Raw genomic sequence first — 11,503 nt, 5'->3', positions numbered from 1 at the left:
TGTTTGCCTTGTGGGAGCGGCTCCAGCCGCGAGCTTTTCGCGCCCCGTCAGGGAGAGCTCGCGGCTGAAGCCGCTCCTGCAAGGACAAGGTCCGCCGGCTTGTCCAGCGGTTTGACCAGCGCGTCCAGCTCCTGCCGCAGGCCGGCGCCAGGGCCCAGTTCGTAATCGACGCGCAGCCAGGCCCGGTCGCGGAGGTCGTACAGCGCCTCGATCCGTGCCGACGAAGTGCCTTCGGGGCCGAAGTCGGCAATGCCAGTGGCATCGATCCGCAGGTAGTGGCTGCCTGCCTCGACGGTGCTGATCCGGTCAAGCTGCAGGCGCACGGTCTGTTCGGCGAATTCCTGCCCCAGGCGTTCGACCACGCGCTCGTCGAGCTGGCGGACCAGCATCGGGTCGTTGGGCATGTCGCGCTCTTCGCTGGTGACCCCGCCCAGGGTGATCTCGGGCCAGGCGGCGCTGTTGAACGCGGTGTCGTAGAGGGTGCTGAAGCGGAACCCGATCCACTCGTCGTCATTTCCGATCCGGGCGCGCCCCTGCCCGCTGACGGTGCTGTCGCGGATGCTGGCCGGCTCCGCGCTGACCTTGTCGAGCATGATCGACACGCTGCGGCCGTCGAACTGCTCGGTGAGCGCGGCGACCAGCACGCCGGCCACCGCACCGCTCATCGTGTCGCTGACGGCCGTGGCTGGCGCGGGCGATGCCGGCACCGACATGGAATCGGGCACCCGCGCGCCTGCGGCCGGCAAGGCGGCTGCGCTCAACAGCACGATCAGGAGCAGTGGCAGGCGGCGCATGGTGTTTCCGGTCCGGTTGCCCGGCTCATGTCGGAACCGGGCTTACCCTGCGAAAACGACGACGGCCGCACGAAGCGGCCGTCGGGGTGCGATGTCCGTTCAGTCAGCCGGCGTCGACGACGTCCACGCCCTCTGCAGGCGTGTAACGGAAGGTGCCATCGGCGAACGCCGGGTTCTTCTTCCAGTTGCTGAACGAGATTTCGGTGCGCTGGCCGAGCATGTCGACCACTTCCATCCGCGCCAGGCCGTTGTCGTCGAAGCCCAGCCGCGCGCGCTGGAAGGTGGCGTTGTCCTCATCCTTCGGGGTCAGTTCCAGCCAGTCGAGGCCGCCCTGCGCGCCGGTTTCGGCGACGTTGAAGTCGCTGTCCAGGCGCGCCGGGTCGATCAGCGTGGCCAGCGGCGAGTTCTGTTCCTCCGCGCCCTGCGGGCGCACGGTGGCCTGGGCGAGGTCGGGATCGTAGACCCAGACCTTGTTGCCATCGGCGATGACCAGCTGCTCGTAGGGCTTGGCGTACTCCCAGCGGAACAGGCGCGGCGCGGAAAGCGCGACGCGGCCGCTGGAGGTTTCCTTGAGCTTGCCGTTGACGTCGTAGACGGTCTGCGTGAACTGCCCGTCCAGGCCCTTGAGGCCGCTGGTGAAGGCACTGAGATCATCGCGCGCGCCGGCGAAGGCGGCGGTCGAGAGCAGCAGGGACAGCACGGCGAGGAAGCGGATGGCGCGCATGGCGGGGTTCCGGGTTTGACTGGCGGCGAGTGTGCCGCGGGAAGGCTGAATAGGCGTGAAAACGGCGCCGGGCGGCGGGTTTTTTGCCCCTCCCCCTGCGAAGGCAGGGGGAGGTTGGGAGGGGGTGGCGACGGTTCGCGCTGATCCGGAAGACACCCCTCCCCAGCCCTCCCCTGCCTTCGCAGGGGAGGGAGCTCAAGCTCGCGGCTGAAGCCGCTCCCACAAGATCAGGGGGCAGGGGTGGGCGCTTATTTGGGCGGTGGGGGCGCCAGCACGGCGCGGTCACCGTTGTGCTCGGGCGGCGACACCACGCCCGCGGCTTCCATCGCCTCGACCAGGCGGGCGGCGCGGTTGTAGCCGATCTTCAGGCGGCGCTGCACGCCGGAAATCGACGCGCGGCGGGTCTCGGTGACGATGCGCACGGCTTCGTCGTACAGCGGGTCGCTCTCGTCGCCGCTGCTGCTGGACTCCGGCAGGCCGGTGGCGCCGACCACGACGCCGTCGCCCATGGTCTGCACTTCCTCCAGCACGCCCTCGATGTAGTCGGGGCCGCCGCCGCTCTGCTTGAGGTGCTCGACGACGCGGTGCACTTCCTCGTCGGACACGAACGCGCCGTGCACGCGCTCGGGCAGCGCGGTGCCGGGCGGCAGGTAGAGCATGTCGCCGTGGCCGAGCAGCGTCTCCGCGCCGGACTGGTCGAGGATGGTGCGCGAGTCGATCTTGCTCGACACCTGGAACGCGATGCGGGTGGGGATGTTGGCCTTGATCAGGCCGGTGATCACGTCCACCGACGGCCGCTGCGTGGCGAGGATCAGGTGGATACCGGCCGCGCGCGCCTTCTGCGCCAGGCGTGCGATCAGTTCTTCCACCTTCTTGCCGACGATCATCATCATGTCGGCGAATTCGTCGATGAACACGACGATGAAAGGCAGGGTCTCCAGCGGCTGCGCGACTTCGTCCGACTCCGGGTTCGGCTTGAACAGCGGGTCGAGCAGCGGCTGGCCGCTGTCCTGCGCGTCCTTGACCTTCTTGTTGAAGCCGGCCAGGTTGCGCACGCCCACCGCGCTCATCAGCTTGTAGCGGCGCTCCATCTCGGCCACGCACCAGCGCAGGCCGTTGGCGGCCTCCTTCATGTCGGTGACCACCGGCGCCAGCAGGTGCGGGATGCCCTGGTAGACGGACAGTTCCAGCATCTTCGGGTCGATCATCAGCATCCGCACGTCCTTGGCGGAGGCCTTGTACAGCAGCGACAGCACCATCGCGTTGACCGCGACCGACTTGCCCGAGCCGGTGGTGCCGGCCACCAGCAGGTGCGGCATGCGGCCGAGGTCGGCGACTGTCGGTCGGCCGGCGATGTCCTTGCCCAGGGCGAGCGTCAGCGCGCTGGACGCCTTGTCGTATTCCTTCGAGCGCAGCAGCTCGCTGAGGTAGATCATCTCGCGGTGGGTGTTCGGCGTTTCCAGGCCGATCACCGACTTGCCGGGGATCACGTCGACCACGCGCACCGACTTCACCGACAGGCCGCGCGCGATGTCCTTGTCCAGCGAGCTGATCTGGCTGACCTTGATGCCCGGGGCCGGTTCGATCTCGAAGCGGGTGATCACCGGCCCCGGATAGGCGCCGACCACCTGCGCCTCGATGCGGAAGTCCTTGAGCTTGAACTCGATCTGCCGCGACAGCGTCTCCAGCGTGTCCTCGTCGTAGCCCTTGGGCTGCGGCTTGGGATCGTCGAGCAGGGCCAGCGGCGGGATGCCGGTGCCGTCGCCGACGTGGAACAGCGGGATCTGCTGCTCGCGCTTGGCGCGGTCGCTCTTTTCCACCTGCGCTGCCGGCGGCGGTTCGATCTTCACTTTCTCGCGCCTGGCTCGCAGTTCGGTCTCGACCTTGCGCGTCTCGGTGCGCTCCTCGCGGTAGGCGCGTGCTTCCTGCCACTCCGCCGCCTGCTGGCTGCCGCGGCGGAACAGGTCCGGCAGCTTCAGCACCCACTGGCCGATGCGGTCCATCACCGCCAGCCAGGACAGCCCCGTGGCCAGCGTCACCGACACCAGCAGCAGCGCGAGCAGGAACAGGTTGCCGCCCACCGGCCCGAACCCGGCGTACAGCGAGTTGCCGACCAGGCGGCCAAGGATGCCGCCGCTGCCGCCGGTGAAATCCTCGGCGGCACCGAAGCGCAGGTACAGCAGGCCGGTGGCCGAGACGAGGAAGCCGACGATGCCCATCAGGCGCAGCGCCGGGCCGAGGTCGGCCTCGCCGTCGCCGTCGGTGTCCATGCCGAACAGGGCGATCCAGGCGATCGCGCCCAGCATCAGCGGCAGCAGGTAGGCGACGTAGCCGGTCAGGTGCAGCAGGACGTCCGCCAGCCAGGCGCCGACGCGGCCACCCACGTTGTGCAGCGGCGCAGTCAGGCTGCCCGAGTGCGACCAGCCCGGGTCGCTGGGCGAAAACGACAGCAGGCTCGCCAGCAGGTACAGCAGCAGCGGTGCGATCAGGATCAGCGCGATGTCGCGCCACAGCCGCTGCCGGCGCGGGTTGGGCGCCTTCTCGGCCCCCTTCGCCGCGCTCGCGCGCTGCCGCTTGCTGCGTTCCGTGATCGGGCGTGCCACCGTGCGGTCAGACCTTAAGAAAACCCTGCAATTGGATGATTCTACGCAATTATTGTCGGATTGCGACCGCCTTCCCGCGGTGCCTGCCACCCGCCCCCTTCGACTGGTCCACGGCCCGGCGGGCGCCGGGTGCGGACCTTCGGGGCACGATCAGAGCTGCATTCCCTCGAGTGCAGGATGCACCAGCTTGCCGCCCTCGACGTTGATGCCCCGCACCAGCGCCTGGTTGCCGCGCCAGTCGTTGCCGGCCGCCAGCTTGTTGACCCACGGCAGGATCGCCGCGCAGATCGCCTGCGAGGAAGTCTGCGGCACGGCGCCAGGCATGTTGGTCACGCAGAAGTGGGTCACTCCCTCCTCCACGTAGGTCGGCTCCTTCCAGTTGGTCGGGCGCGACGTCTCGAAGCAGCCGCCCTGGTCGATGGCGATGTCGACCAGCACGCTGCCGTCCTCCATGTCGCGCAGCATCTCGCGGGTGACCACGTGCGGCGCCCTGGCGCCGGTGACCAGGACCGCGCCGACGACCAGGTCGGCGGCCGCCACCGCGCGCGCGACCACGTCGTGGTACGGGTACAGCGCGGTGACGTTGTTGCCCAGCCGCATCATTTCGTCCATGCGGTCCTGGCGCATCTCGAACACGGTGACGTTGGCGCCCGCCGAGGCCGCCAGCGCCGCCGAGGCGCCGCCCGCCTTGCCGGCACCGAACACCACCACGTTGCCGCGCTCGGTCGACGGCAGGCCGCCGAGCAGCTTGCCCTTGCCGCCCATGGGCTGGTGCAGCAGGTGGGTGCCGACCTGCACGCCGATCTTGCCGGCGACGATCGACATCGGTGCCAGCAGCGGCAGGTCGCCGTTGGGCAGCTCGACGGTCTCGAAGGCCACGCCGGTCAGGCCGATGTCCAGCAGCTGCTTGGTCAGCGCCGGCTCGGCGGCCAGGTGCAGGTAGCAGAACAGCAGGTGATCCTGGCGCAGGTGCTGCAGGTCGCCGGCGATCGGCTCCTTGACCTTGACGATCATCTCGCCCTTTTCGTACAGGGCCGCGGCATCCGGCGCGATCTTCACGCCCAGCGCGGTGTAGGCCTCGTCCCGGAAACCGGACTTCACGCCCGCGTCCTTCTGCAGCCACACCTCGTGGCCGCGCTTGACCAGGTCGCCGGCCGCTGCAGGCACCAGTGCGACACGGCCTTCGAGGGTCTTGGTTTCGCTGGGTACGCCGATACGCATCTGCTTTCTCCGTTGTTCCCCGGCCGCGGATTGCGCATCCACGTGCCCGACATGGTGAAAGCCCGCACACACGTGTGCGCGGGCTTTGAAGTTGTTCTCGCGCAACCGTGATGCACTCGACGCATGCGGCACGCTCAGGTCTGCCGGCGCACCTTGATAAGCGGCGTTGCGGTCGCCAAGCTAATGGTCCCGCAACGTCGCCCGGAGCGCGGTGGTTTCCACCGTTTCCAGGCGCGTTTCATTCCGCCCGCGAGTATACATGAGCACTTCCAAGCACTGCCGCCTGCTGATCCTCGGTTCCGGCCCCGCCGGCTGGACCGCCGCCGTCTACGCGGCACGCGCCAACCTCAAGCCCGTCGTCGTCACCGGCCTGCAGATGGGTGGCCAGCTGATGACCACCACCGAGGTCGACAACTGGCCCGGCGACGCCCACGGCCTGATGGGCCCCGACCTGATGGCGCGCATGCAGGCGCATGCCGAGCGCTTCGAAACCGAAACCATCTTCGACCACATCCACACCGCCGACCTGTCGCAGCGGCCGTTCCGCCTCAAGGGCGACAACGGCGACTACACCGCCGACGCACTGGTCATTGCCACCGGCGCCACGGCCAAGTACCTGGGGCTGGAGTCGGAGGAGAAGTTCAAGGGCCGCGGCGTTTCCGCCTGCGCGACCTGCGATGGCTTCTTCTACAAGGAGCAGGACGTGGCCGTGGTCGGCGGCGGCAACACCGCGGTCGAGGAAGCGCTGTACCTGTCCAACATCGCGCGCAAGGTGTACCTGGTGCATCGCCGCGACACGTTGCGCGCAGAGAAAATCATGCAGGACAAGCTGCAGGCCAAGATCCAGGCCGGCAAGATCGAACCGGTCTGGCACCACGTCGTCGACGAAGTGCTGGGCAACGATGCCGGCGTCACTGGGCTGCGCCTGAAGTCGGTGCAGGACGACAGCACCCGCGAGATCGATGTGCACGGCTTCTTCGTCGCTATCGGCCACACGCCGAACACCTCGTTGTTCGAGGGCCAGCTGGCGATGAACAACGGCTACCTGGAGATCCGCTCCGGCCTGGGCGGCGGTGCCACGGAAACCTCGGTCAAGGGCGTGTTCGCCGCCGGTGACGTGGCCGACCAGCACTACCGCCAGGCGATCACCTCGGCCGGCTTCGGCTGCATGGCGGCGCTGGATGCGGAGCGGTTTCTGGACAAGGGCGAGTAGCGACAGGCGCCCCTTCGCTCCTGTGGGAGCGGCTTCAGCCGCGAGCTTTCGCTCAGCAGGTCGTTCGGCAAGAGCTCGCGGCTGAAGCTGCTCCCACGAGGTTTTCGACACCTCCGGCATCGCGTGGATCGCGCAACGTAGGAAGACGGAGGAACAGCTTCTTGGCCGATATCCGCACGCACGAACGCCTGGCCGACGTGCCCGCGGTGGCTTGGGACGCGCTGCATGACGGTCGCAACCCTTTCGTCGCGCATGCCTTCCTCGAAGGCCTGGAAAGCCACGGCTGCATCCGCGAAGAGTGGGGCTGGACGCCGCATCACCTGACGCTGTGGGACGGTGACGAGCTTGTCGCCGCCGCACCCGGCTACCTCAAGGACAACTCGCACGGCGAGTTCGTGTTCGACCATGCCTGGGCGCATGCGTATGCGCGCTACGGGCAGGACTACTTTCCGAAATTCCTGTGCGCGGTGCCCTACTCGCCCGTAACCGGGCCGCGCTTGCTGGCACGTGACGACGCCGCGCGGCGACCACTGGTTGAGGCGATCATCGCGACCACGCGCGACGCCGGCCTGTCCTCCGCGCACGTGAACTTCCACCTGCACGACGAAGACGAAGCATTCGGGCCGGAATGGTTGTCGCGGACCGACCTGCAGTACCACTGGCACAACGACCGCGGCTGGCGGGACTTCGACGACTTCCTCGCCGCGATGGACCACAAGCACCGCAAGAACATCCGCCAGGAACGCGCCCGCGTGGCGCGCGAGGGCGTGACGTTCCGCATCGTGCACGGCGACGAGGCGACGCCGCGGGATCTCGAAGTCATCCACGCGCTCTACCTGCAAACCTTCGCCGAATACGGCAACCACCCCGCCCTGACGCCCGGTTTCATCAGCCACCTGGCGGAAACGATGCCGCGCGCGCTGGTGCTGGTGCTCGCCGAACATCGCGGCAGGCCGGTCGCCGGCGCGCTATGCCTGCGCGGCGGGAACACGCTGTACGGCCGCTACTGGGGCGCGTTCGGCCAGCTGCCAGGATTGCACTTCGAGACCTGTTACTACCAGGGCATCGAATACTGCCTGCGCGAGGGGCTGACCACGTTCGAGCCCGGCGCCCAGGGCACGCACAAGATCGCGCGCGGCTTCCTGCCGACGCCGGTGCGCAGCCGACACTGGATTGCCGACCCGGCCTTCGCCGCGGCGTTGCGGGAGTGGTGCGCGGAGGAGTCAACCGAGGTCGGCCGGCACGCGGCGATGCTCGCGCAACGCTCCCCGTTCCGCGCATCGCCGTAGGAGCGGCGGAAGCCGCGAGCTTTCCCAGGTTCCTTGAGGATGCCGGCGAAGGGCTCGCGGTTTCCGCCGCTCCTACAATGGGGCCGATGAGCACCGAGCTGCCAGCGTGGCTGGGCAACGACCCGGGAGCGCCGTTCCCGCCGGTGTCGCGCGCGCTGCGCGAGCCGGACGGCCTGCTTGCGGCCGGCGGCGACCTGTCGCCACCGCGCCTGCTCGCGGCCTACGCCCGCGGCATCTTCCCCTGGTATTCGGAAGGCCAGCCGATCCTGTGGTGGTCGCCGGACCCGCGAATGGTGTTCCGCACCGACCGGGTGCACCTGTCGTCCAGGTTCCGGCGCAGCCTGCGCGGCAGTCGCTGGCAGGTGCGTGCCGATACCGCGTTCGAGGACGTGGTCGCTGCCTGCGCCGACGCGCCGCGCGCCGGGCAGCGCGGTACCTGGATCACCGCGGACATGCGCAACGCCTACGCGGCGTTGCACCGGCTCGGCCATGCCCACAGCGTGGAGGCCTACGACGACGAGTGCCTGGTCGGCGGCATCTATGGCGTCGCCATCGGCCGGATGTTCTTCGGCGAAAGCATGTTTTCCGCCGCCAGCGGCGGCTCCAAGGTCGCGCTGGCCGCCCTCGCCCACCGGCTGCGGCAGTGGGGCTGGCCGCTGATCGACGCGCAGGTCGAGAACGACCACCTGCTCCGGCTTGGCGCGGAATCCTGGCCACGCCCGCGCTTCATCGACACGATCGACCGCCTGTGCCGCCAGCCGGTCGCCCCGGAGCCATGGACGGAGCGCTTCGGCGAACTCCCGGCCAGCGCGCTGGCCGCGCCGGCGGAGGCCGATTAACGGAAATTTTGCGCCGGGGCCCGCTGCGTGGCAGAATGCGCGGCTTGTCGGTCGCTCCCTCGCCCGACCTCACGCAGCAGTCCAGGACGCATGGCGAAAGACGACGTCATTGAATTTGAAGGCACGATCTCCGAAACCCTCCCGAACACCATGTTCCGGGTGAAGCTGGAGAACGGCCACGAGATCATCGCGCACATCTCCGGGCGGATGCGCAAGAACTACATCCGCATCCTCACCGGGGACAAGGTCAAGGTGGAAATGACGCCTTACGACCTGACCAAGGGCCGCATCACCTACCGCATGAGGTAGGCGAGCCATCGCGATCGATACAGGCAGAAGAAAGGCGGCCACCGGCCGCCTTTTTCGTGGGGCGAGTATTGACCCGCCCCGTATCAGGTACGCCGCAGGCCCTACACCGTCACCGGCAACAACTTCTCCGGCTCGGCCTGCACGTCGAGCACGATCTCGTCGTCGACCGCATCCACGCCCACGCGCCCGCCCTTGACCAGCTTGCCGAACAGCAGCTCGTCGGCCAGCGGACGCTTGATCTTGTCCTGCAGCAGGCGCGACATCGGGCGCGCGCCCATCAGCGGGTCGAAGCCGTTCCGGGCCAGCCAGTCGCGCGCGGCCGGGGTCGTGGACAGCGTGACGCCCTTCTCGTGCAGCTGCGCTTCCAGCTCGATCAGGAACTTGTCCACCACCCGCAGGATGTGGTCGAAGCCCAGCGCCTGGAACTGCACGATCGCATCCAGCCGGTTGCGGAACTCCGGGCTGAAGCCCTTGCGGATCACTTCCATCGCATCCGTGCTGTGGTCCTGGGTGGTGAAGCCGATCGTGCGCCGCGACGCCTGCGCCGCGCCGGCGTTGGTGGTCATCACCAGGATCACGTTGCGGAAGTTGGCCTCGCGCCCGTTGGTGTCGGTGAGGATGCCGCGGTCCATGACCTGCAACAGGATGTTGAAGATGTCCGGATGCGCCTTCTCCACCTCGTCGAGCAGCAGCACGCAGTGCGGCGTCTTGACGATCTTCTCGGTCAGCAGGCCACCCTGGTCGAAGCCGACGTAGCCCGGAGGCGCGCCGATCAGGCGGCTGACCGAGTGCGATTCCATGTACTCGCTCATGTCGAAGCGCACCAGCTCGATGCCCAGCTGCAGCGCGAGCTGCCTGGTCACCTCGGTCTTGCCCACGCCGGTGGGGCCGGCGAACAGGAAGTTGCCGATCGGCTTGTCGGGGTTGGCCAGGCCCGAGCGGGCCAGCTTGATCGCCGAGGTCAGCGATTCGATCGCCGGGTCCTGGCCGAAGATCACCATCTTCAGGTTGCGCTCCAGGTGTTCGAGCACGTCCTTGTCGGAGGCGCTGACCTGCTTGGCCGGGATGCGCGCCATCTTGGCGACGATCTGTTCGATCTCCTCGACGTCGATCAGGGTGTGGCGCTCGTCGTCGGGCAGCAGCTGCTGGCGGGCGCCGGCCTCGTCGATCACGTCGATGGCCTTGTCCGGCAGCAGGCGGTCGCCGATGTGCTTGACCGACAGGTCCACGGCAGCCTGCAGCGCGTCGTCGGTGTAGAGCACGTCGTGGTGCTCCTGGTAACGCGGGCGCAGGCCACGCAGGATCTCCACCGCCTCGCCCACGGTCGGCTCGACGATGTCGATCTTCTGGAAGCGGCGCGCCAGCGCGTGGTCCTTCTCGAAGATGCCGCGGTATTCCTGGAACGTGGTCGAGCCGATGCAGCGCAATTCGCCCGACGCCAGCGCCGGCTTGATCATGTTGCTGGCGTCCATCGTGCCGCCGGACGCCGAACCGGCGCCGATGATGGTGTGGATCTCGTCGATGAACAGCACCGCGTTGGGCACGTCCTTCAGCGCCGCCAGCACCGCCTTCAGGCGCTTCTCGAAGTCGCCGCGGTACTTGGTGCCGGCGACCAGCGCGCCAAGGTCCAGCGAATAGATGACCGCCTCCCTCAGCACCTCGGGCACGTCGCCTTCGACGATGCGCCGCGCCAGCCCCTCGGCCAGCGCGGTCTTGCCCACGCCGGCCTCGCCGACGTAGAGCGGGTTGTTCTTGCGCCGGCGGCACAGTACCTGGATGGTGCGCTCGATCTCCTCTGCGCGGCCGACCAGCGGATCGATCCTGCCCTCCTCGGCCATCGCGTTGAGGTTGGTGGCGTACTCGACCAGGGGGTCGCTGCCGCCCTTGCCGGTCTCTCCCTCCATCTCGGCCTTCGCGGCTTCGTGGCTCTCGTGCAGTTCGTCGAGCTGCGACTTGGCGATGCCGTGCGAGAGGTAGTTCACCACGTCCAGGCGCGCGACGTCCTGCTGGTTGAGGTAGTAGACCGCGTGCGAGTCCTTCTCGCCGAAGATCGCCACCAGCACGTTGGCGCCGGTGACCTCCTTCTTGCCCGACGACTGCACGTGGTAGACGGCGCGCTGCAACACGCGCTGGAAGCCGAGCGTGGGCTGGGTGTCGCGGCCATCGTCCTCGGGCAGGCGCGACACCGAGCTGGCGATCGCCTGTTCCAGGTCGCCGCGCAGGCGGTGGAAGTCGGCGCCAGTCGCCTTCAGGACGGCCTCTGCCGACGGGTTGTCGAGCAGCGCCAGCAACAGGTGTTCGACCGTCATGTACTCGTCGCGCGCCTCGCGGGCGCGCTTGTAGCACTGGCCGATGGTGTATTCGAGATCCTTGCTGAACATGGGGCGGGAGCCTCCGGAAATCACTACAACCCAGATGGGGGTGGCCGCGGGGTTTTCCACTTCCCCGCCATGGCTTCCTTGTAGGTCTATCCAGCCCGTCCCGCAAGTCGCCCGGGTAAACCGCGCAGTG

Annotated in this window: 9 protein-coding genes; 4 read left to right on the top strand and 5 right to left on the bottom strand. The window is 68.3% G+C overall.

Annotation, left to right across the window (positions count from 1 at the left end; all coding sequences use genetic code 11):
• Positions 1-47: 47 nt before the first annotated feature.
• The 4 genes from ACFONC_RS05030 to ACFONC_RS05015 all read right to left on the bottom strand — a co-directional run bounded on the left by ACFONC_RS05030 (position 48) and on the right by ACFONC_RS05015 (position 5,342).
• Positions 48-794, bottom strand: coding sequence for a hypothetical protein (locus tag ACFONC_RS05030; RefSeq protein WP_386742619.1), 747 nt, complete (start codon positions 792-794; stop codon positions 48-50).
• Between the two features lie 103 nt (positions 795-897).
• The gene (gene lolA / locus ACFONC_RS05025; RefSeq protein ID WP_386742618.1) at positions 898-1,518 is read right to left on the bottom strand and encodes an outer membrane lipoprotein chaperone LolA; all 621 of its coding nucleotides are present in this window, start codon (positions 1,516-1,518) and stop codon (positions 898-900) included.
• Between the two features lie 248 nt (positions 1,519-1,766).
• Complete coding sequence (locus ACFONC_RS05020) at positions 1,767-4,109, bottom strand: DNA translocase FtsK (protein ID WP_386743070.1); 2,343 nt, start codon at positions 4,107-4,109, stop codon at positions 1,767-1,769.
• 162 nt (positions 4,110-4,271) lie between these two features.
• The gene (locus ACFONC_RS05015) at positions 4,272-5,342 is read right to left on the bottom strand and encodes an alanine dehydrogenase (RefSeq protein WP_386742617.1); all 1,071 of its coding nucleotides are present in this window, start codon (positions 5,340-5,342) and stop codon (positions 4,272-4,274) included.
• Positions 5,343-5,601: 259 nt separating this feature from the next.
• Here ACFONC_RS05015 and trxB point away from each other — a divergent pair, with 259 nt between their 5' ends.
• The 4 genes from trxB (at position 5,602) to infA (ending at position 8,992) form a co-directional block, all read left to right on the top strand.
• The gene (gene trxB, locus ACFONC_RS05010; protein WP_386742616.1) at positions 5,602-6,555 is read left to right on the top strand and encodes a thioredoxin-disulfide reductase; all 954 of its coding nucleotides are present in this window, start codon (positions 5,602-5,604) and stop codon (positions 6,553-6,555) included.
• A 161-nt stretch (positions 6,556-6,716) separates the two neighbouring features.
• The gene (locus ACFONC_RS05005) at positions 6,717-7,844 is read left to right on the top strand and encodes a GNAT family N-acetyltransferase (RefSeq protein ID WP_386742615.1); all 1,128 of its coding nucleotides are present in this window, start codon (positions 6,717-6,719) and stop codon (positions 7,842-7,844) included.
• Positions 7,845-7,930: 86 nt separating this feature from the next.
• Positions 7,931-8,683 (top strand): leucyl/phenylalanyl-tRNA--protein transferase, encoded by a 753-nt coding sequence (gene aat / locus ACFONC_RS05000; RefSeq protein ID WP_386742614.1) that lies wholly within the window; start codon positions 7,931-7,933, stop codon positions 8,681-8,683.
• A gap of 90 nt (positions 8,684-8,773) precedes the next feature.
• Positions 8,774-8,992 (top strand): translation initiation factor IF-1, encoded by a 219-nt coding sequence (gene infA / locus ACFONC_RS04995; protein ID WP_027080044.1) that lies wholly within the window; start codon positions 8,774-8,776, stop codon positions 8,990-8,992.
• Positions 8,993-9,093: 101 nt separating this feature from the next.
• On the opposite strand, the gene clpA is transcribed toward infA, so the two are convergent.
• The gene (clpA, locus tag ACFONC_RS04990) at positions 9,094-11,373 is read right to left on the bottom strand and encodes an ATP-dependent Clp protease ATP-binding subunit ClpA (protein WP_386742613.1); all 2,280 of its coding nucleotides are present in this window, start codon (positions 11,371-11,373) and stop codon (positions 9,094-9,096) included.
• Positions 11,374-11,503 lie beyond the last annotated feature (130 nt).

It is taken from the genome of Luteimonas soli, from assembly GCF_042648865.1.
In the GTDB taxonomy this organism is placed as follows: domain Bacteria; phylum Pseudomonadota; class Gammaproteobacteria; order Xanthomonadales; family Xanthomonadaceae; genus Luteimonas; species Luteimonas soli.
The sequence above is the reverse complement of the archived record's forward strand: the minus strand, read 5'-3'. Positions and strand labels throughout refer to the sequence as shown.